The sequence below is a fragment of the Mycobacterium toneyamaense genome, from assembly GCF_055384815.1.
Genome location: NZ_AP040333.1, coordinates 66775 through 85097 on the forward strand (window position 1 = coordinate 66775; position 18323 = coordinate 85097).

13 protein-coding genes are annotated in these 18323 nt (G+C 66.8%); 4 read left to right on the plus strand and 9 right to left on the minus strand.

The genetic code is table 11. The features are described 5' to 3' along the window. Positions 1-74: 74 nt before the first annotated feature. From ACZ5IQ_RS00335 to ACZ5IQ_RS00350, 4 genes are all read left to right on the plus strand, one after another. Positions 75-1178 carry a hypothetical protein gene (locus ACZ5IQ_RS00335; RefSeq protein ID WP_212807854.1) on the plus strand — a complete coding sequence of 368 codons (1104 nt, stop codon included), beginning with the start codon at positions 75-77 and terminating at the stop codon, positions 1176-1178. A gap of 101 nt (positions 1179-1279) precedes the next feature. Then, positions 1280-2758: a neutral zinc metallopeptidase gene (locus ACZ5IQ_RS00340; protein WP_212807855.1), complete on the plus strand. Its 1479-nt coding sequence runs from the start codon at positions 1280-1282 to the stop codon at positions 2756-2758. Between the two features lie 55 nt (positions 2759-2813). Then, positions 2814-5864 (plus strand): ATP-binding cassette domain-containing protein, encoded by a 3051-nt coding sequence (locus tag ACZ5IQ_RS00345; protein ID WP_212814468.1) that lies wholly within the window; start codon positions 2814-2816, stop codon positions 5862-5864. Between the two features lie 33 nt (positions 5865-5897). After that, positions 5898-6578 carry a sensor domain-containing protein gene (locus ACZ5IQ_RS00350; RefSeq protein ID WP_212807856.1) on the plus strand — a complete coding sequence of 227 codons (681 nt, stop codon included), beginning with the start codon at positions 5898-5900 and terminating at the stop codon, positions 6576-6578. Between the two features lies 1 nt (position 6579). Here ACZ5IQ_RS00350 and ACZ5IQ_RS00355 read toward each other — a convergent pair whose 3' ends face one another. From ACZ5IQ_RS00355 to ACZ5IQ_RS00395, 9 genes are all read right to left on the minus strand, one after another. Further along, positions 6580-8586 carry a serine/threonine-protein kinase gene (locus ACZ5IQ_RS00355; protein ID WP_212807857.1) on the minus strand — a complete coding sequence of 669 codons (2007 nt, stop codon included), beginning with the start codon at positions 8584-8586 and terminating at the stop codon, positions 6580-6582. Positions 8587-8596: 10 nt separating this feature from the next. Next, on the minus strand, positions 8597-9790 hold the full coding sequence (locus ACZ5IQ_RS00360) for a DUF7373 family lipoprotein (protein WP_464480632.1): 1194 nt from the start codon (positions 9788-9790) through the stop codon (positions 8597-8599). Between the two features lie 157 nt (positions 9791-9947). Beyond that, entirely contained in the window at positions 9948-11132 is a 1185-nt protein-coding gene (locus ACZ5IQ_RS00365; protein ID WP_212807859.1) for a DUF7373 family lipoprotein, read from the minus strand. Positions 11133-11142: 10 nt separating this feature from the next. Then, positions 11143-11481: a YbaB/EbfC family nucleoid-associated protein gene (locus ACZ5IQ_RS00370; RefSeq protein ID WP_212807860.1), complete on the minus strand. Its 339-nt coding sequence runs from the start codon at positions 11479-11481 to the stop codon at positions 11143-11145. Further along, on the minus strand, positions 11478-13049 hold the full coding sequence (locus tag ACZ5IQ_RS00375; RefSeq protein ID WP_212807861.1) for a PPE domain-containing protein: 1572 nt from the start codon (positions 13047-13049) through the stop codon (positions 11478-11480). The genes ACZ5IQ_RS00370 and ACZ5IQ_RS00375 overlap by 4 nt, the downstream gene beginning before the upstream one ends. A 14-nt stretch (positions 13050-13063) precedes the next feature. Further along, on the minus strand, positions 13064-14449 hold the full coding sequence (gene eccE, locus ACZ5IQ_RS00380; RefSeq protein WP_212807862.1) for a type VII secretion protein EccE: 1386 nt from the start codon (positions 14447-14449) through the stop codon (positions 13064-13066). Next, positions 14446-15792 carry a type VII secretion-associated serine protease mycosin gene (mycP, locus tag ACZ5IQ_RS00385; protein ID WP_212807863.1) on the minus strand — a complete coding sequence of 449 codons (1347 nt, stop codon included), beginning with the start codon at positions 15790-15792 and terminating at the stop codon, positions 14446-14448. Before mycP ends, eccE begins: the two co-directional genes overlap by 4 nt. Before the next feature lie 193 nt (positions 15793-15985). After that, complete coding sequence (locus tag ACZ5IQ_RS00390) at positions 15986-16243, minus strand: HPr family phosphocarrier protein (RefSeq protein ID WP_020099974.1); 258 nt, start codon at positions 16241-16243, stop codon at positions 15986-15988. A 45-nt stretch (positions 16244-16288) separates the two neighbouring features. After that, the gene (locus ACZ5IQ_RS00395) at positions 16289-18310 is read right to left on the minus strand and encodes a PTS fructose transporter subunit IIABC (RefSeq protein WP_212807864.1); all 2022 of its coding nucleotides are present in this window, start codon (positions 18308-18310) and stop codon (positions 16289-16291) included. Positions 18311-18323: the final 13 nt, after the last annotated feature.

Below are 18323 nucleotides of genomic sequence, written 5' to 3' on the forward strand. Positions count from 1 at the left end.
CGATACCGCTGCAGGACCGACATGTTGGCGCCCGTACCGTGTCTTGAGTAGTCAATTTTTAGGGAGACCACGATATGTCCGAAAATCACGAGGCCGGCCCGGCGAGTGAGCAGCCGCCGACGGCCGGTGATCTCGAGGAGAAGACCCAGTTCGTCGATCGGTCGGCGTTCCAGTCGCCGAGCGCAGCCTTGCCGGGGACGGGCGACCAGACCCAGGTCGTTCCCTCGACCGCAGCCGCCCCCGAGACGGGTGACCAGACTCAGGTCGTTCCGCCGACCGTCGCGGCCCCGCAGTGGCAGCCGCCGCAGCCTCCCGCCGCGCCGAACCCTTACGGCCAGCAGGTGCCGCCCGCGGCCCCGCAGTGGCAGCCGCCGCAGCCGGGCTATCAGCCGCCGCAGTCGCAGTTCGGCCAGCCCGGAGCACCGGTGCCACCGCAGCCTGAGCAGCCGTGGAACCCCGCGGGTGCGCCCGTGCCGCCGCCGCCCCCGCCCGGGTTCGGCGCTCCGACCTACGGTGCCCCCGGGTTCGGCGCTCCGGGTTTCGGCGCTCCGATCCCGCCGGGATTTGGTCCGGGCGGCGCCCAGCCTGGTTTCGGCGCGCCCCAACCCGGTGGCTACCCCGGCCCGGGTGCACCGCAGTTCGGCGGGCCGGCCGGTCCGCAGCAGACGCCGGTCGACATGGCCAAGTCGCTGCTCACCAAGGGTGATTCGTTCATCTTCCGGTTGATGACGCGCGGTGTCCGCGGCGAACTGATTCAGCAGCCGTGGTTCCAGAACATGCGGAACAACCCGCAGGGTTCCAACCAGTTCGTCTATCTCGGCTATGGCGGAGCGGTGCTGATCGGGCTGTTCCTCAGCCTGTTCGGTGGCATCGGTTCGCTCATCGCCAGTGTGGTCTGGCTCGGGTTGGCCTACTGCTTCCTGGCCCTCGGCACGAAGCTGGCAGCCCAGTTCGTGGCCTACGGGATTTGTGGTGTGGGTGCGGCCGCCAGCCTGCTGGGTCTGTTGATCGGCATCATCGGCCTGGCGGGAGTGAGCAGCAGCCCCTACATCAGCGGTAGCCTCACGGCAATGTTGATACTGGCTGTGGTGATCAACGGTGTCATCGCAGTTGTGCTGGGCTACATCGGAATTCAGGTCCACAAGGGTATTCAGAAGATCGCTGCCGGTCAGTTCTGACAGCCCGACCGATGAACGGTGCACCCTGACATCGGGGTGCACCGTTCGCTGTTCTGAAGCTGCCGGCAGGCCATAGTCTGAATCGAACGTCAGGGGGCACGATGACAGGCGGTTTCGGATTGCGGGTGATACGCGGAACGGCGCTGCGACGTTCGGTGGCGGTATGCGTGGTGACGCTGCTCGCCGGCTGTGCGCCGACCGTCGCCGGCACCGCGGTCTCGCCTGTCAACGACCCCTTCCACGTCGCCGACCTCCCGGCCAAGGATGGCCCGAGTGGGTTGCGCGACAACGCGCCCGCAGCGGTCGGCAAGGTGCAGAACACCAACAACAGCGACGTCGACCGGCTGGCGTTGCAGGCGATCAATGACATCGCCGAGTACTGGCAACACGACTACAGCGCATCGGGTTTGAAGGGCTCATTCAAACCGATCGAGAAATTCCTGTCGTATGACGCCCGCGATCGGAGCAGTCCGGAGGCGTGCGGCGAGGACACCGCCGGCCTGGTGAATGCCTTCTACTGCCCCAGCGAGAAGCTGATGGCGTGGGACCGCGGCATCATGGTGCCGACCGGGCGAAAGTACTTCGGCGACGTCTCAGTCGCGGGTCTGATCGGGCATGAATACGGCCACGCGATCCAGTACATGGCGAAACTGGTGACCCGCAGTACGCCGGTCATCGTCCGTGAACAGCAGGCCGACTGCTTCGCCGGCGCGTATCTGCACTATGTCGCGGCCGGTGATTCCAAGCGGTTCATGATGAGCACCGGTGACGGCCTCAACCATGTGCTCGCCGGATTGATCACCGTCCGGGATCCCACGCTGGGGCCGCACGACGACGACATGCTCACCGACGGCCACGGCACCGCGCTGGACCGGGTCAGCGCGTTCCAGCAGGGCTTCACCGTCGGGCCGCAGGCCTGCGCGGCCATCGATCTGAACGACATCAAGCAGCGCCGCAAGGGTCTGCCGATGGAGCTCGAAGATGAGCCGATGGACGACGATCACCGGTCCGCAGACCTGGCGATCGACAAGGACACGATCGGCACTCTGGTCGAGTTGCTCGGGGTGATCTACTCCCCGAAGCAGCCGCCGAAGTTGACCTACGAGCCGGCGAAATGTGATATCTCACAGGGTGATTCGCCTGCCTCGTACTGTCCGTCGACGAACACGATCTCGGTGAACCTGCCTACCCTGCAACAGATCGGCACACCGGCCGACATGGCCGAAAAGACGCTCATCCAGGGTGACAACACGGCGTTCTCGATCATCGTGTCGAGGTACATGATGGCGCTCGAGAACCAGCGTGGCGTCAAGCTGGACAATCCGACAGCCGCGCTACGCACGGCCTGCCTGACTGCGCAGGCCCAGCGCCAGATGGCCAAGCCGCATGACCTGCCCAGTGGTGCCAGCCTGCAGTTGACCGCAGGTGACCTGGACAAGGCCGTCGCCGGGCTGCTCACCAACGGTTACGTGGCCACGGCGGTCGACGGGCAGGGTGTTCCGGCGGCATTCACCCGGATCGCGGCGTTCCGGGCGGGGCTGGCCACCGACGACGAGGGCTGCTACAAGCGCTACCAGTGAGGAGAGTGCATTCGTGAGCTCCGTCCCGCCGCTGATCGTGACGCTCGGTGGCGCCATGTTCACCTTCCCGCCCGGCAAGGAGGTCACCGTCGGCCGCGGCGAGGCCTCGGACGTCAGGATCCCGGACGCCGGCCCCGGTGCCAAGCATGTGGTATCTCGGTTGCACCTGATCATCCGGGTAGACCCCGGTGTCGGTCAGTGGGTGGCAATCGACAAGTCCCGCAACGGAATCTTCGCCAATCGGATGCGCGTGCCGTCGGCCGTCATCAGTGACGACCTCGTGCTGGCCGTCGGAGCTCCGGACGGGCCGCAGCTCCACTTCCGTACGGCGACCCAGGTCATTCCGGTCGCCAAGTACCGGCAGCCACCGGCGCAGATGGCATCCCCGCGTCCGACGCAGCGGATCCCTCAAGCGCCACGGCCGGTTCCGCCGCAGCCGCCGCCTCCGCCGCCGCGCCCGCCTGCAGCCGCCCCACAACGCTCGTCGGGACCGCCCGCGGGCGCCGTCACCATCGGGCGGCATTCGACAGCGACCATCAGAGTCGACGATTCGCTGGCCTCCCGAATCCACGCCTACCTGATACCCGCCCCGACCGGAACCCAGCTGTACGACAACGGCTCGGGCAACGGTACTTTCGTCAACGGTCACCGCGTCGAGGCGGTCACGCTGCGCCCCGGGGACGTCATCACCGTCGGCAACACCGACCTGGTGTTCACCGGAGGTACCGCGGTCCAGTCGCGGCAGGCGGTCGCGACCGGTGGCATCGAGGTACGCCAGGTCGGCCTCGCCATCGAGGGCCACCAGCTGCTGACCAACGTGTCGTTCGACGCCCGGCCCGGCACTCTCACGGCGGTGATCGGCCCCTCGGGCGCAGGCAAGTCGACGCTGATCAGGCTGCTCGGCGGCGTCACCAAACCCACGTCCGGGCAGGTCACCTTCGACGGACACGACGTGCACGCCCACTATGCGTCGTTGCGGTCGCGGATCGGCATGGTGCCCCAGGACGACGTGGTCCATCGGCAATTGACCGTCAGTCAGGCGCTGAACTATGCCGCCGAACTCCGGTTGCCGCCCGACACGAGCAAGGATGACCGCCACGCTGTGGTGGAACGGGTGCTCGCTGAGCTCGAGCTCGCTGCGCACCGCGACAAGCGGGTGGACAAGCTTTCGGGCGGGCAGCGTAAGCGCGCTTCGGTGGCGCTTGAATTGCTTACCGGCCCATCGCTTTTGATCCTCGACGAGCCCACTTCCGGTTTGGACCCGGCGCTGGACCGACAGGTCATGCAGATGCTGCGCCGCCTGGCCGATGCCGGGCGCACGGTGCTGGTGGTGACGCACTCCCTGACGTACCTGAACATGTGCGATCAGGTGCTGCTGCTGGCGCCCGGCGGCAAGACGGTGTACGCGGGGCCCCCGCAAGCGGTCGGATCAGCGATGGGTACACAAGACTGGGCCGACATCTTCGCCTGGGTTTCGGCCAATCCCGACGCGGCGCATGCGGTGTTCCTGCAGAACAATCCGGCCGCCGACCGACCGGCGGCGCCGCCGGAGCCCGCGGGTCCGCTCGGTGCACCGGCCCGTACCAGCACCCGCCGTCAGCTGCTCACCGTTGCGCGCCGGCAGTTGCGGCTGATCTTCGCCGATCGGATCTACACCACCTTCCTGTTGCTACTGCCGTTCATCCTGGGCGCGATGTCGCTGATCGTGCCGGGGGACACCGGATTTGGGGTGGCGACTGTAGGCCACTCCCCCAACGAACCGAATCAACTGCTCATCGTCGCCAACATCGCGGCAGTGTTCATGGGGACCGCACTGACGATCCGTGATCTGGTCGGCGAGCGCACCATCTTCCGCAGGGAGCAGGCTGTCGGTTTGTCGGCCGCCGCCTACCTTTCCGCCAAAATCGTTGTCTACAGCGCATTTACTGCCATTCAGACAGCAATCGTGGTGGCGATCGTGGTGATCGGCAAAGGTGCACCCACCCAGGGTGCCTTGCTGTTGGGCAGCCCGACTCTCGACTTCTATGTGAGTCTGACTGTGGCAGCAATTGTTTCGGCGATCCTGGGTCTGCTGCTGTCCTCGGTGGCGCGGTCCAGTGAGCAGATTCTGCCGATGCTCGTCGTCGTCATCATGCTGTCGATCGTGTTCTCCGGCGGCATGATTCCTGTCACCGGACGTGTCGGTCTGGATCAGGCATCGTGGTTCCTGCCGGGGCGGTGGGGCTTCGCAGCGTCGGCGAGCGTGGTCGACCTGCTGAAGATTGCTCCGCTCATGTCGGTCGACGATCAGCTGTGGCACCACGAATTACGTTGGTGGGCGCTGGATATCGGGGTGCTGGTGCTGCTGGGCGCGGTTGCCGGATTCGTGGTGTACCGACGGCTGCGGCTGCCGAGCTGCGGCGCCGAATCAGGTGCGCCGAAAGCGGCGCTGATCGTGGGCGCCGTGGTCCTGGCCGCGGGATTTGTGGCCGGCATGACCTACGTGACCCGCGACTCCGGAAACCGGCCGACGCAACCGACGGCACCCACAGCACCACCCAAAGCTGTTGCGCCGCCGGGGCACCGCATCGACCTGGCGACCCTGCTCCCCGACGGCAAGGCGGTGAGCGCCGCCATGCAGTCGCCGCCGATGGCGACCGCGACCATCGTCACCGCGGAAACTCCGCGAGCAGGGACAGCCACTCCCCCGCCGTGCGCCGGTGTCGCGGACGCAGGTGGCGCCACAACCTTCGGCCCGGGGTTCACCGGGATGTCAGGTATGGAACTGCGTAACCCGGCGGACCCGAATACCTGGATGGTTGCTTATGCCGTGGGCTATCCAGGACCGCAAGCAGCGGAACGGATTCCGGCCGCCGCGACATGGTTGGGATGTGCGAATACAGGTGTGACGTTCACGGCCGACGGCCGACCGGCGCGGCAGCTGGCCGTCGGTGGGGTCACATCCGACGACGGCACCCTCACCGCGGAGTTCACCGAACCGGGGCGCAGCTGCCAGCACGTGCTGACCACCAAGGCCGATGTGGTGGTCGACGTGCTGGCGTGCAGCCCGGGCGGCGGCACGCAGGCGGCGGAGCTGGCCAAGCAGATCGCTGACAAAGTCAGCTGACGGAAGGATCAGATGAATCCCTGGCGTACTGGAATGCTCATCGGAGCGGTCGTCGTTGTGGCGGCGGGTTGTTCGGTCACTGACCGGAAAGTGTCGGGTACGGCCACGACGGCCACAGGTGCCGCTTCCCCGGCGACGTCGACATCAGCTGTAGCCAAACCGATCGATGATGCCGGCCTGCCGAGGCTGTTGGGCTCGCCCTCGGAGATCAGCGACCTGGTGGGCGTCGCGATGACGCCGGAGGCGATCTTCAGAAAACCGGATACGAAGCTGCGGGTGGAACCGATCCGCTGTCTCGAAGCGGTCATGCCGGCTCTCGACACCATTGGGTACTACGGCCGAACAGGTTTCGCAGGGCAGCTTCTTCACGGGGATCAGCATGCGCAAGTGGTGCAGGTGGTGGCCGCATTCTCGACGGACGCGGAGGCGGCGGGCTTTCGTGAGGCGACTACCGGACATTGGAGGTCGTGCCAGGACCAGCAGGCGACTGTCACGGGTGGTCGGGTGCCCCTGACGTATGCGTTGGAAAGAGTTGAATCGGTCGATTCCGTCGCGAGCGTTCCGGTGTCGGGGACAGCCAGCGACGGGACCCGGGTTCCATGTCAGCACGCATTGGGTTCGCGCAGGAACGTGATCATTGACGTGCGGGTATGTGCTCCGAACGTGGCAAACAAGGGGCGCGACCTAGTCGCGAAGATCGCCGCCGGCCTGTGAATCAGCGGATGACACTCATCAGCGGAACGAAGTTGGCGTTGAGATACTCGGTAGCCAGGTAGCCGCCGGGATCGGCAAGTGCTGCAACGCTATTAGGGTCATCCACGATGATCATCGATCCGCGGTAGGCGGCCAATTGGTAGGGAAGCCCCGCTGCCCCACCGTTACCGGCGGCTTTGTCGGTGCGGACCACGACCAGTACTTCGCTGTGAATCAAGAACAATTTTCCAAGGTCGGGCATCGAACGGGTTGAACTATTGTCGCCTGGCTTGCGACGCAATTCGGGGTCGTAGTTCAGGCCGAGCGAACTGAGATAGTCGGCCGCGTTGGACGGCGTCAGCGTCTGGCTGACGCCATCGTCCGACACGTGGATCACCTGGACGCTCTTCCCCGCGGCTCTCGGATTCTGATTCTTCAGGTCGGTCTGCTGGGACGACACCTGATCAATGAGGTTGTCGGCGTCCTTGTAGCGGCCGAGAATCTTGCCGATCCATTTGAGCTGGGTCTGCCAGTTCCATGCTCGGCTGGTGTCTTTTGGCTGAGTCACGGTCGGGGCGATCGCGGCGAGGCGCTGGTAGGTCGCGTCATCGATCTCGCCGGTCGCGATGATGACGTCGGGTTTGGCGGCCTGAATGGCGCTGGTGTCGATGAAACCGACGGTGTCCTTGACCGACGGGGTTCCGGTGATCTTGGACTGCAACCATGAGGGCAGGGAAGTGCCTGCGCCGGCAATGGCCACCGGTTGTAGGCCGAGCGACAGCACGGCGTCGGCGTCGCCGGGGCCCAAGGCGGCGACAGCTGTTGGCGCCTTTGTGATTTCGGTGGTGCCGTGGGCGTGCGTGAATGATTGCGCCGTGTACGCCGGGGCGTCGGGCTTGCCGATCAGCATGATGGAGGCGACGACCGCGATGACGGTGATCACGGCGGCGCCGGCGGCACCGATGACTATTCGACGCTTGCGTGGACTCTTTTGTCGAGCAGCCGGAGGTTGGGGTGCCGCCATCTGGCCAGGCAGCGGGCCGGGCGGGTAAGGACCGCTGAACTGTCCGCTCGGATAAGTCAATACGCCATCGGGCGGTGTTGGCTGACGCGGCGGCCATGACTGCGAACCCGGAGGCGGTAGCCGACTGGGCGGCTGTAGCGCAGGGCCCGGGTTCGCGACGGCCGCGGTGGCCGCGGCCGCGAGTTCGCGGGCAGTCTGGTAGCGCGCGTTGGGGTCCTTCGCCATGCCGCGGGCGATGACTTCGTTCAGCGCCCACGGAAGAGTAGGCACCCGATCCGTGACGCGCGGTATCTCTCCTGTCACGTGTGCTGCCGCGATCGCGGCGATGCCACCCGGCAGTCCTCCATACGGTGTCCGGCCGGTGAGTAGCACGAACAGGCTGCAGGCAAGCGAATAGATATCGGCTCGAGAGTCGACGTGCTGCCCACTGAGCGCTTCAGGTGGCGCATAGGCGATGGACGCCATGACCGAGCCGTCGGTGGTCAGGTGCGCAGCGTCATCAAAGGCGCGAGCAATCCCGAAGTCCGCCAGGAAGACTCGTTCGTCATCACCGGGATCTTCGGCGTTGGCCAGCAGAAAGTTGGCGGGCTTGACGTCGCGGTGCATGATGCCCCGCCGATGCGCGTAATCGAGAGCCTTGGCGACCTCGGTGATGATGCGGGCCGCCCGCGCGGGTGACATCCGCCCGGACCGGACTTCCTGGTCGGCGTCGGTGCCCGCGACGTATTGCATGGCGATCCACAGCTGACCCGCCTCGGTTTCGCCACGGGAGTAGACCGCGACGATATTGGGGTGGTCGAGCGTGGCGGCGACATTGGCTTCGCGGAGGAAGCGCTCCCTGAACTGGCCGTCGCCCTGGATGGAAGTGGTGAGAACCTTCAGCGCGTCGCTGCGGGGCAGCTGGGGATTCTTGGCCTTGTACACCACACCCATGCCACCGACACCCAGGACGGATTCGATGGTGTAACCGGCCACGATGTCGCCGGGGTTGAAGGTCGAGGTCATTGTGGTCCGATTATTTCGCAGTCAGCAGCAGATACTGGGACGCCATTCGTTGTGTGGCGTCGAATGGTTGCAATGATGCTGCCGTATAGACCCACCGGTCCAGCGCTGCCGCGCAGGAGTAGACCCGGGCTTTGACGTCAGCGACATCGGTTGCCTGGCACTTCGCTGAGGGCAGGCCGGGCACGGCGGGACCAGGTTCACTTGGGTTCTTGGCGTCAGGCTCGGCGAACTTTTGCGCCAGCTGCGTCGCTGCGGCGGCGTCTTTGGCCCGGTACAGATGGGTGCCGCGTACCGAAACGACGTCAACGCCGGCTGGTGTCAGGGCGGTGCTCGTGAGTAACGGGTCGTCACTGAAATGAAGGATGCCGCGTGGCCCCCATAGGCCCTGATTGCTCTTGTGTTCCTTCGTGGGAACTGTCCGGCTGAGTAGGCCTTCGGGATCGGTTTGCATGGTGGCGAACTGCGCTGGATCGGTTGGCTGGAACTTGTCGATGCGTGAAGTCTGCATATCCAGCACCTTTGCAACGAATTGTGTTGCGGTGTCGCGGTTTACGTCACTCGAAGCGTATTGATACAGCACGTATGGCCCGTGCGGAGTATAGGAGCTGACTGTGAAACTTCGCTCTGACGTGGTGGCTGCGTGCGCGAGCGCCTCGGGATGTCCTGGAATTGATATCGGTTGATTGGGTGAGGCTGGATTTATTGTCGGGGCCTGTGCCGCGAATTGGCGGGCAGCGTCGTTGGCCAGGTCGGCTGTTGGGAATCGCAGTACCAGAATCACTAACTGGTTGTCGTGATCCGCGCCGCGAATGGTGCCACGACCTGAGCCGAACCCGTTGATCAGCTGATGATCTTTGGCGATCTGCTTCATCGGGCCGGGCTCGACGCTGTTTAGGCGGTCGGCGTCGAGAAATACGCCCGTCACGTTCACCCCGATGCTGATCAGGGTGGGATCGACTTCCCACGGTCCGACGACAAATTCGCCAAGCCGTTCGGCATCGATGAGGCGTCCAGATTCGGCGCCTGGTTTCAGCGCGGGCCCGGGCTTGGGTGCCGTCGGATAGTTCCCGGGGTTCAACAGGCTGACGATGGCGTCACCAGGCCTGAACGAGGGGTCTTTCGTCGCGTCGCCGTTCGTTATCGTTGTGCAGGCGGCCAGCAGTGCCACTGCGACCGTCGCTACGGCCAACTTGGCGGTCTTCATGACGTTCCCCATCGTCTCCCGACTGCGCCGGCTCCCCGTTGCGTTGCGCAGTGACTCTCCGCGAACTGTACGCACTCGAGCGCCTGAGTGCCTCAGCCCGCCGCGGCAACGGCCGGACGGCCTGAAGGCGGCCGAACGCGAGTTGAACCAGGTGCCGCTATTTCGCGGTCAGCAGCAGGTATTGGGATGCCATTCGTTGTGTGGCGTCGAACGGCTGCAACGAGGAAGCCACGTACACCCACCTATCGAATGACGCGGTGCAGTCGTAGACAAGCGCTTTCACTTCCGCATAATTGATCGCCCGGCACTTGGCCGCGGGGAGTCCGGGTACGGTCGGGCCAGGTTCGCTGGGGCTGCTACCGCCAGGCTCGGCGAGCTTCTGCGCGAGCTGCGCCGCGGTCGTGGCGTCTTTGGCCCGGTAGAGGTAGGTACCGCGTACCGAGATGACGTCGACGCCGGCTGCCGTCAATGCCGCGGCGGTTTGGACTGGGTCGTCTTCGAAATGAAGGAGGCCGCGTGGCCCCCACAAGCCCTGGTTTGCCTTGTGTTCCTTGGTGGGCACCGTCCTGCTCAACAGTCCTTCTGGATCGGTCTGCATGGTGGCGAACTGACTGGGATCGGTGGGCTTGAAGTTGTCGATTCGACTTGCCTGAAGGTCTAACGACTTGGTCGCCAGTTGCAATGAAACGCCGGGGCTTTCCTGTGCTGTGCCGCTTTGAATCAACACATATGGGCCATGCGGGGAGATGATCGAGGTGGCGAACGTTCCATCAGGCATGGTGACTTGGAGCGCCTGCGATTCCGGATGTCCGGGTATCGGGAGATTGAGTTTCGTCGAGGGATCGTGGATGCCCGGGTGCCGTGTGTAGAAACCAGATGCTGCGGCAGCCGCTTCGTCGGGGCTTGGAAAGCGCAAAACGGTGTTCTGCAGTTTGCGGAGGTGGTCGGCGTCGACGTCCGTGTGGCGGCCGGAGCCGAATCCGTAGATCAAGTGGTGCTGTTGCGCCAGTTGGTCGAGCTCGGGCGACAGGAGCGATACGACACTGAACAACAGACCGGTCGAAGTGAAGCCGACGTGCAGTAGCTGCGGGTCAATCTCCCATGGCCCGACCACGTAGTCACCCATGCGTTCGCCGTCGATAATCCGGCCGCTCTCGGGCCCGGGTTTCATGGCTGGTCCGGGCTTCGGCACCGTCGGGTAGTTGCCCGGGTTCAGCAGGCTGACTATGGCGTCACCCGGCTTGAATGACGGGTCTTTCGTGGCATCGCCGGTCGTCACCGTGGTGCAGCCGGCCAACAGTGCCACGGCCGCGGTCGCCGCGGCCAGCTTGGCGATCTTCATTCAGTGACCGCTACGGCTGGGCGGGCGGATTACCGGCCGTGATCTCGGCGACGAGCTCGTTGAGGCGGGCCCGGTCGGCGTTGATGGACTCGGTGGCCTTCGCCGTCGCGTTGCCCAAGGCCTCGTTGATGCGGGCTTCGACGGTTTCCGCGCCGAGGCGCAGCAGGCCGTCCTCGATGAACAGGTCCGTCAGCCAGTGGTGGCCGTTGAGCGTGACCTCGACGGTCTTGGCCTCGTCGGTCGCGGTGAACGACTCGGTGTTCATCTTGGCGAGCTGCTCGTCCATGACCGACTGCAGACGCTGGGCCTGCTGGAGAACCGCAGCGACCTCGGGGTGCATCTCGATCATTTGGTGTCCTTCTTGTCATCGATCTTGGTGCGACGCCGGTGTCCGATGACGCCGTCGGTGAAGGCCCGGTCCTCCTTGTACAGGACCTCGTCGGGCGACAGGTTCGCGTTGCGCTTCTTCTCCTTGCCGCCTTCGCGGCCAGCGCCGTGGCCGCCCATGCCGCCACCCATGCCGCCACCCATACCGCCGCCGCCGACCGGAGGGCGGCCCGCGGCCTGGCTGGCGCCACCGGCTGCCGCACCACCGGCACCCACCGCGGGCGCGACGGCTGCCGGCTGCATGGGCTGGCCGCCCAGCCCACCGCCACCGCCTCCGGACCCGCCGCCCGCGCCGCCGCCCGCGGACGCCGGGCTCACGCCGGGGCCGTCGGGCAGACTCGGCATCTCCGGCTTGTCGCCGCCCAAGCCGCCGGGCATGCCACCGCTCGGTGAACCCTGTCCGGAGCCGCCTGACGGCGAGCCGCCACCGGAAGGTGAACCGCCAGAGGGTGATCCGCCGCCTGCGGGCTTCTGCTCACCGGCAGAAGCCGGGCTGACGCTCGGCGACTCCGGAATCGATGGCGTCGCACCACTCGGGGTGCCACCGCCGCCACCGGCCGATGGTCCACCTCCACCAGGTCCTTGGGGCGCGCCTGTGCCGTTGCCGTCTTTCTTCGCCACGTCTCCCGGCTTGACGGCCGGCCACGGGCTCGACCCGAAGTTGGGTGGTGGCGGGGTGACGAGGGATCGGATCGTCGCCTGCTGCGCGTACTTGGCTCGTACGGTGTCGGATTCTTGCTGCTTGGTGGCGTGGCCGGTGAAGAAGTCGTATGCCGCCTGACCGACTGTCGCGAGCACGCTGGCGTTCTCGTAGTCCGCCACGTCCTGCATGCTGGGATGCTCGGGTCGCCTGCCGCCATGGATCGTGGATAGTTCGATGGCCTGGACGGCCAGGTTGTTCGCTGCCGCGGTCATCGCCGTCAGCCACGTCGAGTAGTCCTTCAGCGCCGTCTCCGCGGCTTCGGCAGCGTCGCCTTCCCACTCGACGCCCGCCATGTTGAACTTGCCGTTCAGTTCAGCCAGTTTCGCTGCCACTGCAGTCATTTTCGCGCCGAACTCGATCATCGAGGCGCCCTGGTCGCCGCCGTTGATCTGCTTGGCGGCCACCTCCCAGTCCATGCCGGGATTGCTGGGGTGCGATTCGGCTCCGCCAAGCGATTCGAGCATCCAGGGCAAGCTGCCGACCGGGTCTGAAGGGGCTGGTGCCGGGGGCAGGTTGGGCGTGATCGGTGCACCACCGCCAGCGCCCAGCTCGGTGGCATTGATGCCGGATTTCCCGGCTGCGTCGGCAGCGTCGTAAGCCGCGGCGGCCGCCCGTAGGCAGGCCGCCAGTCGCCGATTCTGAGCCCGCCCAGCCTTGAGTGCGGCGTCGAGCTGCTGCAGGTTGTTCTTGAGGAAACCGGTGGCCTCTTGCGCGATGGTCAACTCGCATGGCGCATTGGGCGCCGGCGGCAAGGTCGGCAGGTCTACGTCGACTTCAGCGGCCTTGGCGTTCAGCGTCTCCGAGGAGACTTTCAGTTTTCCAGCCATCTACTTGCTCCCCCTCACTTCTCCAGCGCCATCTGGAACCGGCTCTCCTCGCGCGGGTTGATCAGCTGGATGGGCAGCTGACGGTGGCGCGGGGTATCGATGAAGTTGTGGCGCAACAGAATTCGTGAAATACCCGGGTGTGGACCGAGGTAGGTGGTGGCGTTGGGCCACACCACCTTCGGAACGTTCCCGATCCGGGCGTTGATGAACCCCGCGAATTCCTTGAACTGCGGCGCCAAGGTGACGACGGCCCCTGCCGCCGCCGAGCGGACCACGAACTGGGTGAACACGTGTGCGTCGCCGAGGTTGATCGTCGAGTCCACGTTGTCGAACGGCATGTACACCGGGTAGCGGTCGGCGGTCTCCCCCACGAGGACGCCGGCCGAGCCGATCGGCAGCTCGTAGTGCCGGTCGGTGATCGGGCTCAGCCCCTCCAGCGCGGCGCGTTGGCCACCGAACAGACACGAGAAACCGCGCGGCGTCGTCGGCGTGGCCAGCGTGGTCAGCAGCACGGTCGCCGTCGGCGCTTGACCCGGCTTGACCCGGACGCGGGTGATCGTGTGGTCGGCGCGCGCCGACCACCACATGTTGGGACCGCCGGGTGCCGAGTAGGCCGCGGTAAATGTGCTGCGGCCCTTGATGGTTGACCACGTCTCGCGCTCGAAGCTGATCGCGGTCGCGCGGTCGTACTCCTCGAAGCTGCGGGCGGGGCGGGCGTCGATGCCGTGGCTGGCCAATTGATCGGCGATGCGGGTGGTGGTCGCCACCAGGTAGCTGGCCAGGCCGGAGACCCCGGTGCCGCGGCGCAGGGCCGACCGGCGGGTCTCGTCGGGGTCGGCGCGCAACACGATCCAGGTCCGCCGGTTGGCGGGGGCGGCGTAGGGGCCGACCACCTGCTCGTACAGCGCGACGACACTCGAGGGCGCGGTCTTGCCGACGCGGTAGCCGGCCGAGACGATGTCCGCCTCGAGATCCGGTGCGTGCGCCGCGAGCAGCTGCTCCACCAGTCGGGTGTCGAGGTTGTCGTCGGTGAAGGCCTCGCCGTTGACGATGACGGTCGGGGTGAACGAGCGCGGCACCAGTTCGACAAGCGAGACCAGGTGGTCACCCAGCCAGCGCACCGCGACGTGGTCGCCGGGCATGACCGTCGCGCCGACGGCCGGTTCCGACGGTGCCGGCGGGGCGACCTTGCGTCGGCGCTGCCAGGCGAACATCGCGGCGATCCAGCCTGTCAGCCGCCGCCCGCGGATGGCGAGGACCGAGAACAGCGCGATCAGGACACCGAGGGTGATGCCCAGCCACAGCAGATTGAAATGCATGCACAGCAGCACGACCGCCGGCACCAGCGTTGCCGCCCACAGCAGGTGCCCCGTGGTGAAGCGGAGCCCGAAGTGCCTCATCGGCGCCTCAGCGCACGGCGGGTCACCGCACCCAGGCCGAGCAGCACGATCAGCGCGGCACCGGCCACGACGACCATCGTGATCGGCCCGCGGTCCGGCGGCGGGATGTACACCGGCGGCGGAATGCTCTTGACCTGGTAGGGCGCCTGCTTGGGGCCGGCGGGAACGTCCCACGTCAGCGCCGCCACCGGGTCGATGACACCGGCGCCGACGTAGTTGTCCACTCCCCCACCGGGATGGCGTGCCGTCGCGGTGATGCGGGTGACGATCTGTGCGGCGGTCAGGTCGGGGAAACGCTGCCGCAGCAGGGCCGCCAGGCCCGAGACGTACGCCGCGGCGAACGATGTGCCGTTGATGGGGATGGGGCCGTCCTGTCCGTTCAGCGCGTTGACGGGATTGCCGTCGTAGCCCAGTGCGGTGTCGCCTTCGGCGGGGGCGGCGGCACCGACCCAGGGGCCGGACATCGAGAAGTTGCTGGGCTGGCCCTGCGGCCCGATGCCGCCGACGGTCAGCACCAGCGGCGAGTACCAGGCCGGCGAGACGATGGTCTGCACCTGCTTCCAGCCCCGCGGGTCCGACGGCACACTGACGTCCGGCGGCGGGTTCTGGTTGCAGTCCTGGCCGGTGTTGCCGGCGGCCACGATGACCACGGCGTTCTTGACGTTCACCGCGTAGGCGATGGCGGAACCGACGCCGGTCTCGTTGATGGCCCGGGTCACCTTGTAGCAGGCGGCCTCGGAAATGTTGATGACCTGTGCACCCAGGTTCGCCGCGTGCACGATGGCGCGAGCGAGGCTGCGCAGCGACCCGGCGGTCTGGGTGGTGTTCGGATCGTTGGGATCGCTGCGGGAGTCTTTCGGCTGAAATGCCTCCGAGGTCTGGCGCAGCGATAGGATGCGGGCTTCGGGCGCGACGCCGATGAACGCGTCCGTCGGTGCCGGACGGCCGGCGATGATCGACGCGGTCAGGGTGCCGTGGGCATCGCAGTCCGACAGGCCGTTGCCGCCCTTGTCGACGAAGTCGCCGCCGGGCTCGGCGGGGACCCGCGGCGAGGCGTTCACGCCGGTGTCGATGACGGCGACGGTGACGCCTGCTCCCGTCGCAAACTTCTGTGCCTCGGCGAGGTGCAGATAGTCGGCTGCCCACGGCTTGTCGGCGAAGTTGGTGTTCGGCAGCACGGTCGGTGCGGAGCAGATCTTGCGCTGCTCCATCGGCTGATCGGGGCCGGTGTCGTCGGGCGGGACGGCGCCGGGGTCGATGGCCGGCGGTTCGATGGCGAGTGCGGGCGGGGCGCTGGCGACAGCCAGCAGCAACGCAGCAGCTACGGCGGCTAGACGACGCACGAGCAACCGCCCCCACCATGGGGACGACCGCTCGTGATGTTCCGAGTCCCCCGTGACATTTTTCCCGCTACGACACCGCCGCGAACCGCGATGCCCTCCCCATACGCATGTAGCACGAATTCATACTAGTGGTGCGTAGTGGGGGCTCTGTGCGCTTTCTGTGGCTGCTGGGAGTGACCCCGAGCCGTGCCCGTCAGGCGTCGAGGTCCTGTGCCACCAGGTCAGCGACGGTGGCCAGGGCGGTTTCGTCGTCGGAGGCCACCGTCACCTGCGCTCCGTTGCCTGCCCCGAGCGTCATGATCATCAGTGCCGAGCCGGCGTCCACGGGTTCCCCGCCGTCGACCGCGAGGGTGACCTGGGCACCGGAATTGATGACGGCCTCGGAGATGACGGCCGCCGGACGGGCGTGCAGGCCGATGGCGGATCCGACGGTGACGGTCTTGCTGGGCATTGCTTCTCCTTGTGATTGTTGGGTTTGTTGCTTGATCGGGACGTTCTAGCTGTTGGCCGGCTGCAGGGCCGCGGTGGTGTCGACCGGCGGGAGCGACCGGCCCGCGCTCTTGGCGGCGATCACCGCGAGCGCACTGCAGACAGCGCCGACGACGACGGCCACCACGAACCAGATGAGGTTGCCGATGGCGAAGAAGACGAAGATGCCGCCGTGGGGCGCCTTGGAGGTCACGTCGAAGGTCATGACCAGGGCGCCGGTCACCGCGCCGCCGAACATCATCGACGGGATGACCCGCAGCGGATCGGCGGCGGCGAATGGGATGGCGCCTTCGCTGATGAAGCACGCGCCGAGAAGCCATGCGGCCCGGCCGTTTTCGCGTTCGGGCTCGGTGAACAACCGGGGCCGGACGGCCGAGGCCAACGCCATGGCCAGCGGCGGCACCATTCCGGCGGCCATGACGGCGGCCATGATCCGCAGCGATGCGACGTCGGTGATGTTCAGCCCGGCGGCGGCGAAGGAGTAGGCGGCCTTGTTGACCGGTCCGCCCAGGTCGAAGCACATCATCAGGCCGAGGATGACGCCCAGCAGGATCAGTGAACTGCCGGACATGCTGCCGAGCCAGTGGGTCAGCCCGGAGGTGACGGCGGCCAGCGGACGGCCCAGCAGGAGGAACATCGAAAGGCCGACGATCAGTGAGGCGCCGAGCGGGATCACCACCACCGGCATCAGGCCGCGGAACCACTGGGGCACCTTGAACGAGCTGATCCACAGGGCGGCGAACCCGGCGATGAGACCGCCGACGATACCGCCGATGAATCCGCCGCCCACCGTGACGGCCACCGCGCCCGCGGTGAAACCCGGTGCGATGCCGGGACGGTCGGCGATGGCGAAGGAGATGTACCCGGCGAGCGCGGGAACCAGGAAGCCGAAGGCCAGTCCACCCAAGGTGAAGAGCACGGCGCCGAGGTACTGCATCAGCCCGCCCGCCGGCAGGTTGGTCAGCGAGTTGGTGGTCGCGATGATGTGTGCGAGCGAATCCGATTGCCCGGCAGGCTTGTTGGCGATCTCATATCCCGCGAACAGGAAGCCGAGCGCGATCAGCAGACCGCCGGCCGCCACGAACGGGATCATGTAGCTGACGCCCGTCAGCAGGATCTGGCGCAGCCGGGTGCCCCAGCCCAGCCCGCCGCGAGTATCGGTGGTGGCGGCCCCGGCGGTCTCGCCCTGGACTCGGGGGGCCTGCGGATCCTTCGCCGCGGCAACGGCTTCGGCAATCATGGTGTCGGGTTCGTTGATGGCCCGCTTCACACCGGAGGCGACGACGGGCTTGCCGGCGAAGCGCTGCTTGTCCTTGACCCCGACATCGGTGGCGAAGATGACGGCGTCGGCCGCGGCGATGGTTTCGGGGGACAGTGGGGTGGACCCGGACGAGCCCTGGGTTTCGACGCTGAAGTGCACCCCGGCGCGGTCGGCGGCCAGTTTCAGGGCATCGGCGGCCATGTAGGTGTGGGCGATTCCGGTGGGACAGGCCGTGATCGCGATGATCGAGGCTGTGGGCGCCGGTTCGGCAGCAGGTGCGGCGGGGGTCGGCGCCGGGGGTGTGACCGCGGCTGCCGGTGTCGGGGCGACCACGCCTTCGACGAGTTCGACCACCTCATCGGCGGTGCCCGCGCCCCGCAGCTGTTCGACGAAGTCCTTGCGGACCAGGGCCCGGGCCAGGCTGGACAGCAGCTTCATGTGCTCGGCACCACCGGAGTCCGGGGCGGCGATGAGGAAGGCGAGGTCGGCGGGGCCGTCGGGTGCGCCGAACGGGACCGCGGGCGCCAGCCGGGCAAACCCGATCGTCGGTTCGTCGACGTGGGGCGATCGGCAATGGGGGATGGCGATGCCGCCGGGAAGCCCGGTGGCGGACTGGGCTTCGCGCGCCAGGGCGGCTTCGACGAGTCCGTCTCCGTTGGTGGCGCGACCTGTTTCGGCCATCCGGGCGGCCAGCAGTTCGATCACATTCTGCTTGTCGGGGCCGGCGTCGACGTCGAGTGCGACGAGGTCCGAGGTGATGATCGGCATGGGTGTTCCTTTT